The sequence below is a fragment of the Sphingobacterium siyangense genome (assembly GCF_007830445.1).
In the GTDB taxonomy this organism is placed as follows: domain Bacteria; phylum Bacteroidota; class Bacteroidia; order Sphingobacteriales; family Sphingobacteriaceae; genus Sphingobacterium; species Sphingobacterium siyangense.
On the sequence record NZ_VLKR01000028.1, the window covers coordinates 43,758 to 63,094 of the forward strand.

Below are 19,337 nucleotides of genomic sequence, written 5' to 3' on the forward strand. Positions count from 1 at the left end.
CCTTTTTTACACAGAAATCTAAACACATTAACCTAAATCACAGACCCGATGAATCGTCTAAAAAACTTGCTCTTGGTCACGTCGCTTCTTGCTGGTAGCACAGTCGTTGGTCAACAGCTCAATTATCAGGGCAAACCAACACTCAAAGAACTTTTTTCAACCATCCGACAACAGACAGGCTATAACATCATTGCCTCTGGCAATCAGATAAACCTTAATACCGTCGTTAAAGTTCAGGCAAAGGATAAGGCTTTGCGTGATGTTCTTGAAGAAGCCTTTAAGGATTTACCGTTCACTTTTAAAATCGTTGGAAAAGAGATCACCATTCTTCCACGGGAGAAAAGCGGCCAACAGCATCAAAAACAACAGCAACCTGCCAAACAGCTTTTTGTGGACGGCACCGTAAGGGACAAATCCGGCCCCGTAGAATTGGTAACCGTTTACAACAAAAGCAACGACAAAGTCACTTTCACCAATGATAAAGGCGCTTTTAAAATCGAGCGGACCAGCCATACGGATACCTTAGTATTCAGTTCCGTTGGTTACGAAGAAAGGCAGCTTGCTGTGTCAACTAGCCAAAACACCGTTGCCATGCAACTGTTGCAGACGCAGAACCTGCTTGATGAAGTCAGCGTACTGTCGTATGGGCAAGAGGTATCCAAACGGCTCAATACAGGCTCTACTTCTAGCGTCACTGCAGCCACCATTGAGAAAACACCGACAGCAGACCCGCTCATTGCACTCCAAAATCGGGTTCCAGGTATGATGATCAATACCTTAAACGGCCTTCCCGGCATACAGACTCAGGTGCAAATCCGGGGTATTAATACCGTCAATCAGGATGGTGAGGCGCGACAACCCTTGTACATTGTTGATGGTATTCCTTTTAATAGCAATTCACTCGCCTATATCGGTGCGAATGGCCTCACCTCCTCCTATTTAGGTGAAAGCCCTTTTAAAAGTATCGACCCCAGCACGATTGCCGGCATTGAAGTACTTAAAGATGCTGATGCTACCGCGATCTATGGCGCCCGGGGTGCCAATGGTGTGATCCTGATCACCACCAAACGCGGTAAGGCAGGTCGTTCCACCATCAGCGCTGATTATTACCATAGTTTTGGTTCTATCGCTAACTATGTAAAAATGCTCAATACCGCCCAATATCTGGAGATGCGGCGTGAAGCTGCAAAAAACGATGGTATTGAGCTTACGCCCAATGATTACCCTGACCTGCTGAAATGGAGCCAAACGGAAGATCACGACTGGCAAAAAGAATATTTTGGCAATATCGCCCATACGTCCAATGCTGAATTATCCTTAACGGGGGGATCATCGGGTTTCAACTACCTCCTTGGCGGTGGCTTTAGGCGTGAAAACACTGTATATCAAAAGAAAAACGGTCTTACCGTCGGTAACTTCCGAAGCAACCTCGACTACCACAGTAACGACGGCAAATTTAAAGCTTCCCTATCGGCAAGTTATGCAACGGATAAAAATGAAGTCATTCCACTATCGTTTACAAACTTTCAGACCCTGCCTCCAAATTTCTCCCTTTACGATGCCGATGGAGAATTAAATTGGACTATAGATAACCCTATTGCTGCGCTGGAGCGTACAGTTGAAAATAGAACTAAAAATTTAATCAGCAATATCGCGCTGAGCTATGAGTTGTTACCTAATCTTGTGGCCAAAATCAATACCGGTTATACGCGCATGAAAATGGACCAGCTCGCCATCAATCCACGGAGATCATTCAGGCCGTCCGAAAACATCTTGGGCAACAACACTTTTACCAAGGCCAGCGCAGCTACCTTTAATTTTGAGCCTCAGCTGAATTATGATCTGATCGTGGGGCGCAGTTCATTTCGTGCCCTTCTCGGGGGTACTTATATCCATCGCGGTAACTCAGCAATTACCACAAGTGGAAACGGCTATACAGACGATAGTCAGATTAGGGACATCCATGCCGCACCAATCATCAATATCGAACCCAAGGACACTCAGTACCGTTTCCTTTCGGGATTTGCTCGTGTGGGATGGACGTTTGACCAAAAATATGTCATCAATGCAACCGTCAGACGTGACGGCTCTTCCCGTTTTGGCCCAGGGAAAAAATATGGTAACTTTTGGTCTGTCGGTACAGCCTGGATCCTCAGCGAAGAGAACTGGTTAAAGGATAATCAGTTTGGCTTGAGTTTTGCCAAATTGCGCGGCAGCTACGGTCTGACGGGTAATGATAATATTGGCGACTACTCCTATTTCGTGAATTACGAACGTATATTCGACAATTACCAAGGGCAGGGCTATCTTCCCAAAAACCCATTCAATGCAAATTATCAGTGGGAAGTCAACAAAAAGCTTGACCTTGCTGCTGAAATGGGCTTCTTGAAAGACCGCATCATCTTTGAAGCAAACTATTACCGCAATCGGTCGGGCAATCAGTTAGTTGGCTACGGATTACCTACACAGGTGGGTTTTAGTTCGGTCAACCAAAACCTGGATGCCAATGTACAGAATAGCGGCTGGGAATTTAGTCTGCAGACCACACCGATCAACACCTTGGCCTTCACCTGGAAGACCAACTTTACCATGAGCATCAACCGCAACAAACTCCTGTCTTATCCCAATCTTGCAAGCTCCTCCAACAGCCTCACCTATCAGATCGGTAAACCATTAAATCTGATCTGGGGGTATGAATATCTAGGAATCAACGCTGCAGATGGGCAACCGCAATTCCGCGATGTGAATGGCGACGGTTTTATCAGTTTTCCAGATGACTATGTCCCCTTGGCAAACAATATTCCGACCTTCTTTGGTGGTCTCGGCAACTCGTTCAATTATAAAAACTTTGATCTCGACGTATTTTTTAGTTTCAAAAAGAACAAGCATATCTACAATTATCCATTTACGAGTGCCGGAAGTGTCATCAATGCCCCCGCAATTGTCTTGGACAGATGGCAACATCCGGGTGAGGAAGCTAAATTTCCGGCCTACACCACCAATTCTAGTACCATGTCGGACTACAATTCATCGAGTGCCAATTTTGTGGACGGGTCGTACATCCGCTTAAGCAATATTACCCTAAGCTACTCGGTACCGGGTAAAATGCTTGAGAAGCTAAAACTTAAAAACCTACGCGCCTATGCCACTGGAGCCAATCTACTGACCATCACCAGTTATAAGGGTACCGATCCAGAGACCGGCGTGGATATGCCCATGCTTAGGACATTTACACTGGGGATACGGACTTCATTTTAAACCATTTAGACTACGGACATGAAAACCAACTATATCAAATTATTGAGCTTCCTTTTACCTGTTGCCTTAGGTATGAGCAGTTGCAACAAACTGCTGGAGGTGACGCCAAAATACATCTACACAACGGATCAAATTTATGCGAATGACACCATGGCCGACAGTGTTGTCGTCGGGATGTATGGCCGATTTGCTGCTTATCAAAATGATCTTTCACTGAACACGGGATTATCTTCCGACGAGCTGATACCCGGTATCAATAGCTTTAACCCCGGGTATAGCTTTATGTACAGCTACAACCTCAATCCCTTTTCGGCGCAGACGAATGACTTTTGGGGAAATCTATATTCCATCATTGGGGTTAGCAATGCAATCATTGAAGGCGTTGGGCAATCCAAGGGCATGACGCAAGCTGGCAAGGATGAAGCCATCGGCCAAGCTAAATTTATGCGGGCCCTCAATTACTATTTTTTGGTCAATCTCTATGGCGATGTTCCTTTGGTGCTGACGACTAATTATCCGGAAGAACGGCTCAAACCGCGCGCAGCGGTAGCGGCAGTGTATACGCAGATCATTCAGGATCTGGAAGATGCCAGCCAGCTTTTAGGCTCGGATTATCCGGGCGAGCGCGTGAAGGCCAATAAGTGGGCTGCATTGGCCCTGTTGTCGCGTGTATACCTATTTACCAAAGACTGGACAAAAGCTGAGCAGGCCGCCAGTCAGGTGATCGCACAGTCGCAGTTGTTCCAACTGGGCCATTTTGATCGTGCAGACGGGGGCGAGCCAATGGATATCTTTACCAAAAACAATCCCGAGCAGATATTGCAGCTATGGAACAGTGTGGGCGCCTCCATTGGTATCGGCATAAAAGGAGAGTTTGCCAGCTTTGGCGTAACTGAAGATGCAACGGGTCTATTGCCAGCATTTGAGGAGAACGATAAACGAAAAGAAAACTTCGTCCGTTTTGAAGAAACAGTAAACGGCTATCAGATCAACAAATACCGTTCGGACGGCGAAGCCGGATCTGCAAACAATGAGTATACCTCGGTGTTGCGCCTGGGCGAACAATACCTCAACCGTGCCGAGGCACGCCTGGAACTTGGTCTCTCAACGGCTGTTGATGATATCAATATCCTACGCAGGCGTGCGGGACTTACGGATTTATCCAGTGGATTATCTAAATCACAGGCGAGAGCAGCCATCGTGCAGGAGCGTCGCGTTGAACTCTGTTTCGAATGGGGCGACCGTTGGTTTACTCTCAAACGCTTGGGGCTAGCCGATAACGTGATGAAAAAAGCAAAACCGACCACCTGGAAGACGTTTGCCCTACTCTACCCTTTACCGACCGTTGAGCTTCAAAATAACAGAGAATTAACGCAAAATCCGGGATATAACAACTAAACACGATATACAATGAGAATTACGCTATTAGCTTTTGCCTTTCTTTATTCCCTATGCTTCGTCAAGGCGCAGGAAAAAGCAACCTACCAGCTTCAGGGAACGCTTGCGGGCGCACCAAAAAATCACCAGGGAAAACTATTTCTGCAACGCTTTGGCTCCGATCTCCCGCTTGATTCTGCCCGGCTGGAACAAGGCCATTTTCGCTTTAAAGGTACTTCCGAAGGACCTGAAATCGCGAATCTATTTTACATGGATGCTACGGGGAAACGATCAGAAACACTCGATTTCTATTTGCACCCTGGCAAGATAACGATTCGGGCCAAATTCGGTCAACTTAATCAAGCGGAGATAGCGGGCTCAACATTGAATACTGAAGCTAGAAGCTTTGACAAAACGCATCAGACGATATTGGACAGCATCAGTACACTAATGGCTGCCTATTTCGAGGCAGAGAATGCTTTTTCCCAAGATAGTTTTCGCATGGATTCGCCGGCACGGGCTACCATCAACACGATTGACTCGAGCCTCAACAAATGGTCTGCGGCACTACAGAAAGCACAGATCAACTATGTGCAGCAGCATACGGATAATCTACTCAGCCTTTTTAAACTACAGGCACTCCTGAAAGATCCCAGCAATCAGCAACTGGTATCGGAGCTGTTTGACAAACTTACACCATCCCTTCAAGATTCGCCGTTGGGCCAGGAGGTCCGAGAGCAGCTTGCCAATCTTAAAAATCTAAAGATCGGTGATATCGCACCAGAATTTTTATTGGCGGATACTGCCGGACGTCAGGTGAAGCTGACCGACTTTCGGGGCAAATATGTACTCGTTGATTTCTGGGCCAGTTGGTGTGTACCCTGCCGCGTGGAAAATGAACATGTAGCAAAAGCCTACGATGCTTTTAAAGTTAACGGGTTTGAAGTATTGGGTGTCTCCACAGATTTTGCGCTCAGCAGCTGGAAAAAAGCCGTTTCGGACGATGGTATGACCTGGACCAATGTGGTTGATCCGGATGGTCAGGTGAGCGCAGCATATCATATCAAAAGTATTCCCTCCAATTACCTCTTGGATCCCACAGGGAAAATCATCGGCATCAACCTACGCGGCGACGCCCTTTATGAAACACTAAAAAACATATTCTAATTCGCAATTTTATCACAATTATATGCATTTAAAAAAACTGCTCTACCTTTCCCTGTTAGGTTTTAGTCCGGTGCTTGCCCATAGCAGTAGCACCCCCGGGGCGACGGAAATCGTATGGGCAAAATACGAAGCCGATACCACCGCTTTACCTTTTGACAAAAGCGTCCGTTATGGTAAACTGGCCAATGGACTCACCTATTATATCCGTAAGAATACCGAACCCCAAGAACGTGTTTATATGTATCTGGTCAACAAGGTGGGATCTATCCTGGAGAACGAAAAGCAGCGTGGGCTGGCGCATTTTCTGGAGCATATGGCCTTCAATGGCACGACGCACTATCCCGACAACAGCCTGGTTGACTACCTGCAAAAAAATGGGATCAGCTTTGGTGCCGATATCAACGCGTATACCAGCTTCAACGAAACCGTTTATCAACTGCAGCTGCCGTCCAATGATGGCAAACTTGTTGGCAACGGCTTTCAGATTCTTCAAGACTGGGCACAGGGTATCAGTCTGACCCATCGCGAAATCGACAAAGAGCGTGGCGTGATATTGGAAGAAAAGCGTGCCGGCAAGAGCCTGGGCGAGCGCATCCAGGACAAGACTTTACCTGTCGCGCTCAATCATTCCCTATACGCACAGCGCATTCCAATTGGTACCGAAGAAGTCATTCAACATTTCCCTTATGAGGAAATTGAGCATTTTTATAAAAGCTGGTACCGCCCCAACCTCCAAGCCGTTATTGTCGTCGGTGATATCGATGTCGACCAGACCGAGCGAACGCTGAAAAAACAGTTTTCTTTGCTCAAAAATCCTTTGCAGCCAACAGCTCGAAAAACATACCACATTCCACTGCAGGGCAAAAATCAATTTATGGTGGTGACGGATCCTGAAATTACCGCAACCTCCATTGCGATCAGCATCAAACACCCCGAGCGTAAATTAGAGAACCTCGCCGACTATAAGCACAACCTGATCAAGACCCTGTTTAACACCATGATGTCAGGGCGATATAGTCCATTATTTCGCATAGCGAATCCGCCCTTTTTGAGCGGTGGCGCATCATTAAGTGGCTTTATGGGTGGGCTAGATGTATTTCAGATCGAACTCACGGCCAAACCAGGTCGTCTGAAAGAAGGTTTTGACGCAGTATGGCGTGAACTTTTGCGGGCGAAACAATATGGCTTTACGGCCGCAGAACTGCAACGCGCCAAGGATACCTATATGAACCAAATGGAAAATATGCTCGAAGAAAAGGACAAGATTGCCTCCGAACAATATGTACAGGAATATATTCAGCATTTTCTGAACGGGGTAGCCTCTCCGGGTATCGATCATGAGATGAAACTGACGCGTGAAATGCTTCCGGCGGTCAGCCTTTTGGATATCCAGCAGCTCTTGCAACAGTATCTAACCGATAGCAACTGCGACATCATTATTTCAGCTCCTGAAGGCGATCAGGCAAATATGCCGAAAGAGGCCGACATCAACAGTTGGATCGCTACCTTGTCCAAAGAAAAACAGACGGCCTTCACCGAAGAAACAAGCGATTTGCCGCTGCTCAAACGGGAAGCTCAATCTGGTACAATTGTTAAAGAAGAAAAAGACAGCAGTTTAGGAACGACGACCTTGACGTTGAGCAACGACGTCCGGGTACTCTTAAAACCGACCAACTACCAAAACAATCAGATCACCTTTCAAGGATATTCCTATGGCGGAACATCACTTTACGATGATCGAGATTTTCAGAGCGCGACCAATGCCGTTGGCCTCATTGCTGCCAGCGGGCTGGGCAACTATACAGCCGAACAATTTGAAAAATCATTAGCCGGACGAACGGCCTCGGCATCCCCCTTTATCAGTGAGACTGCCCAGGGCGTGAGCGGCTATGCCAACAATAAAGACCTGGAACTTGCCCTGCAGATGATGTACGGCTACTTTACAGAGCCTCGCCTAGATACCGCTATTGTTGCGGGTATCTTGGCCAATGCCAAAGATGGACTTAAAGACCGCGATAAGAATGGCGACGCTGTATTCCAAGACTCGGTCATGGCTATCCTGTCGGGCAATAATGTTCGTCGCACGGGGTTAACCATGGAGAAGATCAATCAGATCAATCCTCAGCGTGCTTTGGACATCTACAAAGAACGTTTTGCCAATGCTTCGGGCTACAATTTTGCTTTTGTGGGCAGCTTTGACATTGAAAAAATAAAACCATTGCTTGCCAAGTATATTGGCGGATTACCCAGCATCTCGTCGAAGGCACCTGCTTACCGTGATTTAAACATTCATATTCCTGCGGGGAAGATCGAGAAAAAGCTGGCGCTGAGCAAAGAAGATAAAGCGATGGTCTATCTTGTTCTTTCGGGCCCATATGACTATAGTGAAGCCAATAATATGGCTTTGCAGGCCTTTCGGGAAGTTTTGGATATCCGTTTGTTGGAACGACTACGTGAAGAAGAAGGCGGTGTGTATTCGCCATCGATCCAGATGGATTATAGCAAGCTGCCTGATGCCCGTTATACCCTTACGGTAGCCTTCAGCTGTTCGGTGGCCAATGCGGACAAACTAGCGAAGTATTCGCTTGAGGAAATTGAGAAATTAAAGACTGCAGGACCTTCTGTTGCCAATCTCGACAAATTCAAAGCGAATGACAAGCTAAACTACGAATCCGCACTAAAAACAAATGATTTCTGGTCGAATTACCTGTACAGCAACCTGTATAATGGCGATGATATGCACCGCATTTTTGAACGTGCATCGTTGCGCGATCAGCTGACCCCAGCGCTAGTTAAAGCGGCTGCCAAACGCTATATCAGTGACCAAAACGTTATTAAGATCGTGCAGCTTCCAGAAGTAAAAAAATAAATACAGAAGGGCTATTGACATCGCATTATTTTCATAAGCACTGAACACAAGAAAGCCGCAAAGATGTATATTCTTTGCGGCTTTCTTGTTTACTGACCAAACCTCCTGATTGACCGAAAAAGGAAATTATCTATCACTGGAATTTATGTTTGCCCATCGATGATTGCGAACAACATCATGTTCTAAAAAAAGCTTCGAAACTTCCAAGCCAGTGCAAATGCCACTAACAGCAATCCGATGAGCCAAAGATTGGGGACTACCCATGCACTCCATTTTTCTGTGCTTTGCTGCTGCAGCGTTTTTACGCGGCTAGCGCTGCTGTTTGTCGAGGCCTCCTGTTTATCACTTATCTTTACCTGAGATTCCAGCATGGCAAACTGCCCCTTTTGACCGATCAAACCACTATCGGGATGAAAGCGAAAACTGCTATCCGTCAAAAAAAGCCAATGCCGCGATTGGCTATCTCTCTGTCCGCTGTACCAAATATCGAGTTGCTGCTTGTATTTTGACTGCGTTTGTTCTTCCCGCAGAGCTTCTTTCCGCTCGCTTTGATAAAGTTTACAGGAACAAAATAACAAGAAGACTATAGAAAAAAGTAACCGTTTGTACATATACGTTTCCATATCCCCTCCCCTCAATCCAGCCAATTTGAAAAAGCATAAATGGTAGCCAAAGGACGCCGCTTGCACAACACACCATTGTCCACATTCCCTTCCACAGTCACGATCCAATTACCCTCCTTTTTGCGCACAATCCCCACATGATTGATACGCTGGAGACTAGGGCTATAAATGGCGAAGAGATCTGCCTGCCGCACAGTCCCCTGCTCGATCTGCCGTGCCGTATAACGCCGAGTCATTGGAAAAAGTGCCGGGCTCCAGGCATTGCGCGGAGCTCCAAGGCCAGCTTTGCCATAACACCAAGAGACAAAAGCCGCACACCAGGCATTTCCTTTCCCAAGCCCAACATAGCGCAGATAGGTTTCTACCCGCGTACCATCGTTTTTTCCTGTCGCCTCCCGCACGCCGATTTCCTGTACGGCGAGAGCTACAATCCGTTCGCGCGTACGCGGTAGGGTATTGCAATGCGCTGAGGGGAGATTCTGATTCACTGATTCTACATGGATATTTACAGATCCAGCGTAGTTGCCAGATAGATTCGAATACGCTACAGCAGCATTGCGAGCACGGCCAAGAAAGAGAACAGCGATAGAAAGAATACCGAAAAATAGATAATGCATTGTTGCCATGAGGTCAATTGATTAAAGTGAAGACTAAATTCCTGCCGGAAAAACTTAAAAGGCTGCCAAAGCATTTCCTGAAGCCAAAAGCAGCAATAAATAGCCGCTAGACCAGCAAGTATACCAAAGAGCAGCAAGGAGAGGGTACCAAGATCCAATACCCCAGCTGTCGGATCGATTGCTTGTAGCAAGAATCCCGATAAAATAAAAAATAAAAGAAGACAGGCCAGTACGATGCCAAGCAGCCGCCTTCCCGTTAAAGGCCAATAGATATCCTCGATATCGGAGACCATTTGTTTTTGTACATATTCCATTTTACTTTTTTAAAAAATTATTTAATCAGATAAGTCCCTAGATACTGGCTCCGTGCATACTTTATACCATCTCTTTCGCAGCAGACAATATAAAGCAAGAGCTCTTTTCCGAGCAGTGAAGGAGGGATATCCAAGGCGACCTGTTTCTCGCTGCGCAAGGCTAGGCGCTGACTTCGGATCGCCACACCTTCTTTCACCTGATATGCGATCAGTTTGACATGATCATCCCAGGCACAAAATGAGGAAAAACTATCGTAACTGACCAGTATCCGCCCAGTTTCCTCGACTATATCTGAGACCAACACCCCAGGCAACGTACCGTCGCTGAGCCATACTTTTTCGGGATCCACAAAAGGCCCCCCTTCCTCTTCAGCAATGGCCATGTTAAGTACATGTGAAAGGGCGAGGTTAAAGGGATATACCAGTCTTTTTTTTCGTTTGGCTAGAAATTTATATCCATCAGCCAGAATCGATTTCAGCGGTGACAAAAAACTCATTGCCAGCGCAAAACGTTTCTGCTGGTCAAGTTGGGCAGCAGACCGTTTCTTATTTGATTTTTTCTTCATAATAGAAAAAAATAGAGGGGAATATCATCCATAGCGGACGATATTCCCTATGAATAACTAAATGAGCTGTATCAGCCCCAAATAACTACTTTTGGATACGCGCTTTTTCTTGCGGTCGGCCATAAAGATCCACAGATGCGCCGAGCCACCGAGCAAATGTGCAGGCACTACAAAAGTCGTGGTACCTACCTGGCGGGTTGGCACGATAGAGGGTGCCAAAAACTCGTCCTGTTCGGGATGATACCCGATGATGTACACACCGTCATCGTCTGCTGAGCCGTAGATGTCATTGTTGTTCGAATCCCAGGTGACCGTCATCTCTTCATCGGCGAAAGACGCACCTTGGGGCGGCCCCAGAAAAAAAGCTCCGTCGGCAATTCGGATTTTACTATAGTCCAGTGTAAAGCCCGGATAAGTACCCTGGATAGCCAAAGGCAGATTAAACTGAAACGCAGCATTGAGGGGTGTCTGCCGATCGGCTTTTTTCTGTCCGAATCCGACCTGCAGGTACGAATTGATGGGCATTAAAAAACGCATCAGCAATTTGAACTTTGCCTGCGTGATCAGCTGCTCCTGACTAGCCGGTTTATTACTCTTTTTATAAAGCCCTTTGAGGTAGTTGATACTCTTCCAGCTGGAGCCTATCACGGAGCCGGTCTTACCGCTTATACCTCCGTTTATTCCATTTACTATTGTTCCCATTTTTCTGTTTTTTAAAAATTAAACCCTTGTCAGTGGCTAAGACATACCGGTATTTAAGCCTGACTCCACAAACGTAAAAACTTAAAAAACAAAAACATACAGCAACAAAAAGACTGACAGAACATTGGCAGGAGCAGTTCGGTAATTAGGCAGGGAGCTGGCAGGACAGCCCCCATATACCATCCTTTTTATACACTTGCACCCGACCAACACCCAAGCAAGTCCCGGCCCTGCTCGGGCTTTCCAGCAGTTTTCATGCGGTCCGCTTCGAGTCACACCCGAACAGATCCCGATGGCCACCCGAAGAAAACCCAAGGAACGGTCGAACAAAGGTAGGCGAAAGGTTGAAGATGGGAAGGTGTTGGTCAGGTATTGCTCCGAAAGACAAAATAAAAAGGTCCTCCGAAAACGAAAGACCCCAAAAATAATCTCAATCCATCCTGGATTTACAGATTCCAGTAGGCACGTTTAAACCGTTCTACGCTGGTCTGCCAAAACAGGCGTTTGCCATTTTCCTTACGTACCGTTCCGAGCATCCCCTTATGCTGGTATCGGTATAAGGTTCTCTCGCTGATACCGACAAATTCCTGTACGTAAGCCGCATCCCACCAGACCGCAACGCCTTCATCAGGGATTTCATTCTTGATTTGCATTTTTTGCAATTTGCTGTACAGCATATGGAGGGCAAACAATATCGTAGCATCATTCCCTTTATGTGTATTTTTTCGTGTTTTATTCAAAATTATCTTCATAAAATCAGTATTAACATTACATCCTTTGACTCGTGTTCGTCATCTCTTTTCCCTCTCTGGCGATACCATGTATCTGAAACTTACCACTAATGGAATTCTGCTCAATCCACTGGTCAAAATATTGGTATTTTCCCTTTTCACCGCGGTTTATTTCTATACCAGGAAGGAATACATGATGGGCAGTCACCCCCAGCACGTGCTTGAGAGAAACCGCAACACTTCGGTGTACCTGTGCAAAACTCGCCTTGGGTAACAGGGCGAGCATATTACCGAACGATTCGTTGACTTCAACGAAAGTTTTATCATTCATCCATATTCTGGTCTGATTATTTTTTGCTTCAATATAACAGATCTCATCATAGTTTAGCCTCTTTTTTACAGCCCCCCGTTCCCCATAGAAAAAGCACTTATTATCATCATTCAAGTTATTTAAACCATAATGCTGAATTCTCTTTTTTGCTCTGTCCATAGCTTTATAAAAACGTTCCTGTTCGAAGGGCTTGAGAAAATAATCGGTTACCTCGTAGTGAAACATTTTGTCGCCTACTTCTCTATTCGTACTGCAAACAATCACCTGAAGATTTGCAATACCCGTGTTGCCCCGCTTGAGACTTTCCAGCTGCCCCAAAATATCCAGTCCCCCAACGATGGGCATCTCAATATCAAGAAATAGAATATCCAGTTTTAAGCGACGCAAGGCCACTAAGGCTTCCTTGGGATTGGTCGTCGCATACACACATTCGACACCATCTGTCAAGTCTACGTATCTTTTAAGATCATCTACAACATCAGGATCATCATCCACAATACCCACACAGATTTTTTGGAGCCGTCCCTCCTGCTTTAATATTTTTTTTATTGTATCCATGTTAAAAATTTATATCCAAGTTCAAGTAAAATATGCCGTCAGCCATTTGTTTTATTAAGGAAAATGCTTCGCCGTATTCCAGACGGAGCAATTTTGTCAATTGTTCTAAACCAGTGCCGCCTTCTTCAAAGATCCAGGCAGACTGTGATGAAACCTTATTGGTACAACTTATTGATACCCTCTCCATATCACTAAACACATAAATAATACTTTCAAAAGAGCTGTCGCTATAATCGCCGTGTTTGACCATATTTTTATACAGGCTCAATAGCATCATGGGAATAATCGGATGGTTCCAGTCCTGAATATCCGACTGCAGATGAATGTGATGCTCACCATACAGGCGCATCAGCTGCTTCAGATAAAAGAGCTCATCTTCCAATTTTCCCGATATATGCTGTCTAAAGTTCATCGTTCGCATAGCATAGGCTTCCAGACCAAAGAACAGTTCTATTCGGGTCAGAACTGCAGGTCGCTTTCGTACCAGACGGGTAAAGCTCTGTGTCAGATTGCCCATGAAATGAACGGCCCAGTTACGAAAAAGCCTTGCTTTCAGACTTTCTAGAGAATGTATTCTTTTCCATCCCAAATGCCTGAAAAGACCTGCACTGAGATTGTAAATGATCTCAATAGCCAGAATTAAAATGCCTTTGAGCACAAAAGTCACATAGAAAGTAAATACGTCGATTCCAAAGTCTACCGCTCTGAACAATTTGGGGTTTTTGAGTACTTTCCGGCTAAGCTCTGTCGGAAATTGATATAGCAGCAGAAAAACTGCCAGGGCTGTCAGCAAAAAATAACCGATCATGATGCCCATCCGTTGCAAGGTAAAACGCCTAAATAGCGCACGTCGCAACCAAGCTCGATTGGTATAGCTAATGCCCAACATAAAGGGAATCATTAGTATGATAACACATACATGCCCCCAGCCGAATTTATAGATATTGACTAGGCTAATCCAGGCAAAATAGCCACCCCAGAAAATAAAGTGAAATCGCACTGATAATGGTTTAAGAATACTGTCCTTGATCATAATTGGTTTAGGTAATAAAAAAAAAACAAATCCTTATTTTAATAAATAAATTATTTGAAGAGACAATTTATCAATTAAAGAAGATTTATACAACCTCAGTCAAAAAAACACGTTTAAACATTCAACCATATCTTTCTAAATTTTTGACAGGCTATTTCAAATTCCTTGGTTCCAATAACCACCGAACGACCAGTCGCCAGATCAAAGAGCATTCTTTTTTCCTGCACAACAAACGGTAGCCAAAGGTGTTGTAAAGGCATCTGCTCCTTCTTTATCAGCAGCTCATGATCAAAGACTGCCGACAGGCATTCCCATTGGATCAATTCTTCGGCAGCAAGGTCCCCCACAAGATCAAGGATATACTGCGTTGCAGGTTGGTAGTCGGACCTATTGTTCACATATCGTCCTTCCTCTCCAAACCGAAGGGTAATTTGCCCGTTTACCATTGTCATGATGGCAGCTCTGATTGGTACCTTAGTCCAAAAGCTTAACGCAGCGATCCCCTCACGTAAAAGCAGCTCCGATTTATGCAGTCTGACCGGTACCCATCCCTTTGAGGCCTCACCTGCACTAAGCTGCCCATCGATAAAGAAAATCAGGTGGTAGTTTTTCCGAAGCACTTCCCTGAGCTTTAAGAGCGGATTGCCCTGATCAGCACGAATGAAGATTAATTCATTCTCGGTCGCTTCCCGGCCAAAGGAGAGCCGGAATTGCTTCCTGTAAATCTGTCCCTGCGCTTCAAAGACATCGGAACGCAATAATATGGCCAGCTTATGCCCCAGCAGCATCAATGCCCTTGCGATCAGGCCATATGGACCAATATGTAAACAGGCCCAGATGCGAGGCCCCGGATCGTTCCCAGGCCAGGCTTTGATCAGCTGCGCTAATAAATTGTCATCTACCTGATAATGCTGCTGATTGGACCATTTCTGATGTATCCGCAGGGAACGGATAAGCCCCCCTGCATCCCGAATCAATTGCCAATGGTATAAGAGGGCTACAGCTTTGAGCGATCTGTACCAGCTGTGGCTATTCAGGGCTAATGTATCTGTCATTAAATCGGAGTTATGCCCCATATTTTGAGGTATATTGTTCATACTTGTTCGACTAATTGGTTATCAAAAAAGGGTGTCCGGATCACCCATCAGTTTACTATTTGTGCTTAGAAGTAGTAGATATCACATTTTTCCTCTTCAGCATCGCCCAAGAGCTCTGCTGTTTCCGCATTGGAAAAGGTACAAAGTGCCTGGTTAGCCAAAAGCTGCAATTCTATAAAAAGCTGTTCCATATTGATTTCATCTTTTTTGTATCCGTCCAGCACCAAACTTGCCCAGTTTGGTCACTTTGCTTTCGGGCCAGGAAAGCGAGGTGATCACGGTGGCGAATTTGGCAGAAATGCAAGACATCAGCTTCATTTTTGGGTACATCGGTTGTGGATCAGGGTGAACCGCTAATTTTTTAGCCCGTTAAAATTCACCCTACTTCTAGACCTGTTCACCATCTCCCCAGACCTATGCACACTTTTTTTTGATAATCTCGCTCGGTTTTATTAGAATACATTTTTCGATAGATTAAAACCAGTAAATCAAGCAGTTAAACCAACCATTATTAGCTAAAGTTGATCTTTATGGAAAGAAGTTATGACTTTGTCCTGCCACAGGAATATGAGCCTGTTACCTCTCCGATACAGCGTCTGACTTATCCTATTCGCAATGCCCAGGTACAGCATTGGCAATCGGTACATAACTGCATCTGCGAGCAGACTTTTGATGGCCGCTATGGCTATCTCTATTATTATGAATTTTGGATGGAACATGAAGAAACCATCCCCATATATACCTCTATGGGCGACCTACATCTTACCTACCCTTTGCTAAGTGACTCCCCCTTAAGGCAAAGCCATTACACACAGGATTTTGCTATTGAATTTGCCAAAGGGCGGGGTGCTTATCTTTATCTTGCCAAAGGCGAATACCGATTAACCATTCCAAAAGGTCGTCACATCTTGGTGGGCTTTATTTTGGATGCCGGGCTTTTTCGGCCACCTGCCAACCGGCACTTCGGTTTTTTGGATCATCTGGTACAGGCCAAGAAGAATCAGTCACCGCAGTCGGACAAGAGTGTTACCTTCCGTGTGGGCGATGTCACCAAGCAGCAGCTACAATTGCTTTTCAGCAAGATCAACCCCAATATGCTCGACAATGAGCATATGCTCTTAAAGCAGCTGATCTTTCTGATCCAGCTGAGCCGTTTTAAGATACAAGAGGATGGCAAGGAAGAACTGATTGAGCAGGCGCGGAATTTACTGCAGATAATGATTTTGCACCAGGGGGCGCAGGTTCGGTTATCTGATATAGCTGGAGTACTGAGGAAGTCCAGAGATTATATCAACGAAGAACATAAAAAAAAGTATAAGTGCACATTTCATGATTATCGGAATCAGCTGCTATTGCATCAAATTGCTTCCACTATCGTGGGCAATGAGAAATTGGCTACTACGGCCGAAGAGTGTGGATTTAGCAGTGTTATTGAACTCAACAAATTTATCAAAAACCAGACAGGACTTACTCCGGGATCTTTTAAGCAACAGCAGGAAAATGCTAGCAATGACCCCTTATCTGCCCGAGGTGCTCAAGAACCGCCTTCCTAACCAATCCTGTTTTCTGCCAATTGATCGCTTGTTTTCTGCTTAACGCTCGGCTTTTTATCGCTGTAATTTAGCATTGTAAAACTTAGTAAACGGTTAACAAAAACGGCAATGGAACAAAACGGAAACTATATACAACATGATGGAACTGGGGTGGCAGGTACAGTTTCCAAAAAAGCTAAGCAATCAAAATGGCAAACCTATATGGAGTGGTATATTCTGATCGCATTAGTCATGCTGATCCTATTACTTTTCTTCACTGGACTTGGAAAAGTATTTAACCATGCAGCATTTGTGAGTCAACTTCACAAACAGCCTCTTCCGCAATGGTCGATGTCCATTTTGAGCTATTTGCTTCCGATGTTGGAGCTGGGGACTGTCCTCCTGATGTGTATTCCACAGGTAAGGATATGGGGCTTGGGGCTAGCTATTTTATTAATGACAGCCTATTCGATCTATGCCTATTTGGCTTATATCGAAATCTATGGTTATGTGCCCTGTGCCTGCGGAAAAGTATTTGAGAAAATGAGCTGGAAACAACATTTTCAATTCAATCTGGCGGTTACTTTACTTGCGGCACCGGCATGGCTGATGGAATACAAACTAAAAAAAGCAATAAAAACTATGCATAGCGAATCCCGACGGGGATTCGACCAGCAGGAAAGGTAGTCAATAGTTGAGCGATATCTTCTTTCGGGATTGCGACAATTCAGATATATCGATAAACCTACGACAAGGCAAGTCGCCGAGACAGGATAATGAAGGATTAGAAACTACCGCCTGCATTTATAAACTATAAATATCAACAACATGAAAAAAGTAAAATTATTTGTCCCAATACTAGGAGCAGTTTTGGGATTGGGTGTCTATGCTGGACACGCCAAAGAAATCAGTAGAAAAGCTGCAAGCACTACTGAGCAATCATGGGAAGTCATTAATCCAGATGGTGATCTGACCGACCCAGACAATTACCAGCCCTATTCGGGTGATATTGCCACGTTATGTCCAAGCGACGAAGTTCTATGTGGTATCAAAGCTGAAAATGACGGTGCTGGTAAACCACAAATGACAAACGAGCTGAAATCTGAAATCAATTCAGGAACACCAACTAGTCATGTGTTCTATCGCGCGGAAAATTAAGATCTGCAAAAATAGGAAAGGGCGGCGGTTCGCCCTTTCCTATCTACCGTGGATTCTGGACAAGCCCTCCAGCAACGACAACCGAGTATGGGATCAATAGCGCAAATCGCTTATCGTTAGGTTCTAAAATATATTCCTTTCCATCAAAGTTACGTACGATTCGAATGCCCGCATTATAGTGCTTATTCAGCCGTTTTATGTCCGACCATCGCGTACCAAAGCGAAAAGCCAGTTCCTTTTTACGTTCGCTCAATATAAAGTCGATCAGTTCAGCCTTTCCAGCGGGTACAATGGGTAGCTTGCTTGTTTCATAACGTGCTTTCAACAATTCAACCATCGTATTACCAGCATCAATCAACTGATTTGACCTTGCTTCACATTCGGCTTTAATCAAATAAAGTTCATCTACTGCAAGACCGCAAAATGCATAGCTTCCTATTGTACCCGCATAGTTTCCTTTGAAATTGTAAAATCCATTTGCATTTTTTTTGTAATACAGTGTCTTCCTCAAATCACCTCCGTTGTACTGTTCAAACAGTACTGTGTCGACAAAAGATTTTGTTCCCGTAAATATGCCACCTGATGACGCCATACCACTATGAAAGATAACTTCCTTATTCATTAATTCAAATGGAATTGCCGCTGTTGGCGACACCATCCTATAATCAATAAGATCCTTTTGGATCGCTAAGGAAAGATTCGCATAGTTTAAGGCTTCACTTACATTCCCCATGTAGAGGAACACCCTGGCCAGTACAGCATAAGCGGCAGCTTTGGATGGTCTCGTCTTTTTGAGCGGCAGATTGGGGAGCAGACCAGCCGCATCCCGAAGATCTTTGGTGATTTGCAAAAAAGTATCTTCCAGATTAGTACGTTGAAAGTTAACATTGATATCTGAGGTCGTACGAAGTGGGATGCCAAGCTCGTTCTTTGCAGTACCAGCTTCATAAGCCTGCGAAAACTCCTGAGCCAGCCAGAATAAATTCCATCCCCTGTGAAACAACGCCGTTCCCTTGACCAAATCCCTTTCCGAATTTGACATACCGTCTAAATCTGCCTGATCAACGTTATCCAAAACGATATTTGCATACATAATCTTTTTGTAGCTTTCGGTCCAGTCTGTCAATTTAGTCTGTTCGTTATTCAAAAGATAAACATCACTTAATTCTGCCGCCAAACTCTTCACGTCTTTATCGTTCATAAAATAATAGTCAGAGGCGACATCCATCCCGATCGGAAAGCTGCGTACGGTATAGAGCTCATAATCCATTAAAGCCTGTAGATCTTTCAATGTTTTGGGAACTGCCAATGAACTTTTGGATTTCTCATCTAAGAATTTATTACATCCTACCAATGTTATCAACAAGCAGCATAGTATAGTTGAAATTATGTTTGTCTTCATCG

The 19,337-nt window shown here is 44.9% G+C and carries 18 protein-coding genes; 7 read left to right on the forward strand and 11 right to left on the reverse strand.

Annotation, left to right across the window (positions count from 1 at the left end):
- Positions 1-48: 48 nt before the first annotated feature.
- Genes IQ31_RS20775 through IQ31_RS20790 form a run of 4 tightly spaced genes read left to right on the forward strand, consistent with a single transcriptional unit; the run spans position 49 to position 8,671 of the window.
- Positions 49-3,258: a SusC/RagA family TonB-linked outer membrane protein gene (locus IQ31_RS20775; RefSeq protein ID WP_145329801.1), complete on the forward strand. Its 3,210-nt coding sequence runs from the start codon at positions 49-51 to the stop codon at positions 3,256-3,258.
- Between the two features lie 18 nt (positions 3,259-3,276).
- On the forward strand, positions 3,277-4,656 hold the full coding sequence (locus IQ31_RS20780; protein ID WP_070568198.1) for a RagB/SusD family nutrient uptake outer membrane protein: 1,380 nt from the start codon (positions 3,277-3,279) through the stop codon (positions 4,654-4,656).
- Positions 4,657-4,668: 12 nt separating this feature from the next.
- Positions 4,669-5,802, forward strand: a complete 1,134-nt coding sequence (locus IQ31_RS20785; RefSeq protein ID WP_145329803.1) for a TlpA disulfide reductase family protein — start codon at positions 4,669-4,671, stop codon at positions 5,800-5,802.
- A 22-nt stretch (positions 5,803-5,824) separates the two neighbouring features.
- Positions 5,825-8,671 carry a M16 family metallopeptidase gene (locus IQ31_RS20790; RefSeq protein WP_145329805.1) on the forward strand — a complete coding sequence of 949 codons (2,847 nt, stop codon included), beginning with the start codon at positions 5,825-5,827 and terminating at the stop codon, positions 8,669-8,671.
- A gap of 182 nt (positions 8,672-8,853) precedes the next feature.
- Here IQ31_RS20790 and IQ31_RS20795 read toward each other — a convergent pair whose 3' ends face one another.
- The 10 genes from IQ31_RS20795 to IQ31_RS28105 all read right to left on the reverse strand — a co-directional run bounded on the left by IQ31_RS20795 (position 8,854) and on the right by IQ31_RS28105 (position 15,434).
- Positions 8,854-9,294, reverse strand: coding sequence for a hypothetical protein (locus tag IQ31_RS20795; RefSeq protein ID WP_145329807.1), 441 nt, complete (start codon positions 9,292-9,294; stop codon positions 8,854-8,856).
- 11 nt (positions 9,295-9,305) lie between these two features.
- Entirely contained in the window at positions 9,306-9,920 is a 615-nt protein-coding gene (locus IQ31_RS20800; protein WP_244294548.1) for a CHAP domain-containing protein, read from the reverse strand.
- A complete protein-coding gene (locus IQ31_RS20805) occupies positions 9,839-10,225 on the reverse strand; it encodes a hypothetical protein (protein ID WP_145329811.1) in 387 nt (128 codons plus the stop codon). Before IQ31_RS20805 ends, IQ31_RS20800 begins: the two co-directional genes overlap by 82 nt.
- A gap of 17 nt (positions 10,226-10,242) precedes the next feature.
- Positions 10,243-10,791 (reverse strand): DUF6266 family protein, encoded by a 549-nt coding sequence (locus tag IQ31_RS20810; RefSeq protein ID WP_145329813.1) that lies wholly within the window; start codon positions 10,789-10,791, stop codon positions 10,243-10,245.
- Positions 10,792-10,848: 57 nt separating this feature from the next.
- Complete coding sequence (locus tag IQ31_RS20815) at positions 10,849-11,493, reverse strand: DUF6266 family protein (protein ID WP_070568213.1); 645 nt, start codon at positions 11,491-11,493, stop codon at positions 10,849-10,851.
- Between the two features lie 446 nt (positions 11,494-11,939).
- On the reverse strand, positions 11,940-12,245 hold the full coding sequence (locus tag IQ31_RS20820) for a MerR family transcriptional regulator (RefSeq protein ID WP_145329815.1): 306 nt from the start codon (positions 12,243-12,245) through the stop codon (positions 11,940-11,942).
- Positions 12,246-12,261: 16 nt separating this feature from the next.
- The gene (locus tag IQ31_RS20825; RefSeq protein ID WP_145329817.1) at positions 12,262-13,113 is read right to left on the reverse strand and encodes a LytR/AlgR family response regulator transcription factor; all 852 of its coding nucleotides are present in this window, start codon (positions 13,111-13,113) and stop codon (positions 12,262-12,264) included.
- Between the two features lies 1 nt (position 13,114).
- Positions 13,115-14,146: a LytS family sensor histidine kinase gene (locus tag IQ31_RS20830; protein ID WP_145329819.1), complete on the reverse strand. Its 1,032-nt coding sequence runs from the start codon at positions 14,144-14,146 to the stop codon at positions 13,115-13,117.
- Between the two features lie 113 nt (positions 14,147-14,259).
- A complete protein-coding gene (locus tag IQ31_RS20835) occupies positions 14,260-15,243 on the reverse strand; it encodes a hypothetical protein (RefSeq protein ID WP_145329821.1) in 984 nt (327 codons plus the stop codon).
- Between the two features lie 65 nt (positions 15,244-15,308).
- Entirely contained in the window at positions 15,309-15,434 is a 126-nt protein-coding gene (locus IQ31_RS28105; protein WP_262507962.1) for a hypothetical protein, read from the reverse strand.
- A 339-nt stretch (positions 15,435-15,773) separates the two neighbouring features.
- On the opposite strand from IQ31_RS28105, the gene IQ31_RS20840 reads away from it, so the two are divergent.
- The 3 genes from IQ31_RS20840 (at position 15,774) to IQ31_RS20850 (ending at position 17,933) form a co-directional block, all read left to right on the forward strand.
- Positions 15,774-16,796: a helix-turn-helix domain-containing protein gene (locus tag IQ31_RS20840; protein WP_145329823.1), complete on the forward strand. Its 1,023-nt coding sequence runs from the start codon at positions 15,774-15,776 to the stop codon at positions 16,794-16,796.
- A gap of 108 nt (positions 16,797-16,904) precedes the next feature.
- On the forward strand, positions 16,905-17,462 hold the full coding sequence (locus tag IQ31_RS20845) for a MauE/DoxX family redox-associated membrane protein (protein ID WP_145329826.1): 558 nt from the start codon (positions 16,905-16,907) through the stop codon (positions 17,460-17,462).
- Between the two features lie 141 nt (positions 17,463-17,603).
- Complete coding sequence (locus IQ31_RS20850) at positions 17,604-17,933, forward strand: hypothetical protein (RefSeq protein ID WP_145329828.1); 330 nt, start codon at positions 17,604-17,606, stop codon at positions 17,931-17,933.
- A 43-nt stretch (positions 17,934-17,976) separates the two neighbouring features.
- Here IQ31_RS20850 and IQ31_RS20855 read toward each other — a convergent pair whose 3' ends face one another.
- Positions 17,977-19,335 (reverse strand): RagB/SusD family nutrient uptake outer membrane protein, encoded by a 1,359-nt coding sequence (locus tag IQ31_RS20855; protein WP_145329830.1) that lies wholly within the window; start codon positions 19,333-19,335, stop codon positions 17,977-17,979.
- Positions 19,336-19,337: the final 2 nt, after the last annotated feature.

Bases quoted from the DNA above. Each gene is read 5' to 3' on its own strand.
- IQ31_RS20775 (WP_145329801.1), top strand. From the start codon at position 49: ATGAATCGTCTAAAAAACTTGCTCTTGGTCACGTCGCTTCTTGCTGGT.
- IQ31_RS20780 (WP_070568198.1), top strand. From the start codon at position 3,277: ATGAAAACCAACTATATCAAATTATTGAGCTTCCTTTTACCTGTTGCC.
- IQ31_RS20785 (WP_145329803.1), top strand. From the start codon at position 4,669: ATGAGAATTACGCTATTAGCTTTTGCCTTTCTTTATTCCCTATGCTTC.
- IQ31_RS20790 (WP_145329805.1), top strand. From the start codon at position 5,825: ATGCATTTAAAAAAACTGCTCTACCTTTCCCTGTTAGGTTTTAGTCCG.
- IQ31_RS20795 (WP_145329807.1), bottom strand. From the start codon at position 9,294: ATGGAAACGTATATGTACAAACGGTTACTTTTTTCTATAGTCTTCTTG.
- IQ31_RS20800 (WP_244294548.1), bottom strand. From the start codon at position 9,920: ATGGCAACAATGCATTATCTATTTTTCGGTATTCTTTCTATCGCTGTT.
- IQ31_RS20805 (WP_145329811.1), bottom strand. From the start codon at position 10,225: ATGGAATATGTACAAAAACAAATGGTCTCCGATATCGAGGATATCTAT.
- IQ31_RS20810 (WP_145329813.1), bottom strand. From the start codon at position 10,791: ATGAAGAAAAAATCAAATAAGAAACGGTCTGCTGCCCAACTTGACCAG.
- IQ31_RS20815 (WP_070568213.1), bottom strand. From the start codon at position 11,493: ATGGGAACAATAGTAAATGGAATAAACGGAGGTATAAGCGGTAAGACC.
- IQ31_RS20820 (WP_145329815.1), bottom strand. From the start codon at position 12,245: ATGAAGATAATTTTGAATAAAACACGAAAAAATACACATAAAGGGAAT.
- IQ31_RS20825 (WP_145329817.1), bottom strand. From the start codon at position 13,113: ATGGATACAATAAAAAAAATATTAAAGCAGGAGGGACGGCTCCAAAAA.
- IQ31_RS20830 (WP_145329819.1), bottom strand. From the start codon at position 14,146: ATGATCAAGGACAGTATTCTTAAACCATTATCAGTGCGATTTCACTTT.
- IQ31_RS20835 (WP_145329821.1), bottom strand. From the start codon at position 15,243: ATGAACAATATACCTCAAAATATGGGGCATAACTCCGATTTAATGACA.
- IQ31_RS28105 (WP_262507962.1), bottom strand. From the start codon at position 15,434: ATGGAACAGCTTTTTATAGAATTGCAGCTTTTGGCTAACCAGGCACTT.
- IQ31_RS20840 (WP_145329823.1), top strand. From the start codon at position 15,774: ATGGAAAGAAGTTATGACTTTGTCCTGCCACAGGAATATGAGCCTGTT.
- IQ31_RS20845 (WP_145329826.1), top strand. From the start codon at position 16,905: ATGGAACAAAACGGAAACTATATACAACATGATGGAACTGGGGTGGCA.
- IQ31_RS20850 (WP_145329828.1), top strand. From the start codon at position 17,604: ATGAAAAAAGTAAAATTATTTGTCCCAATACTAGGAGCAGTTTTGGGA.
- IQ31_RS20855 (WP_145329830.1), bottom strand. From the start codon at position 19,335: ATGAAGACAAACATAATTTCAACTATACTATGCTGCTTGTTGATAACA.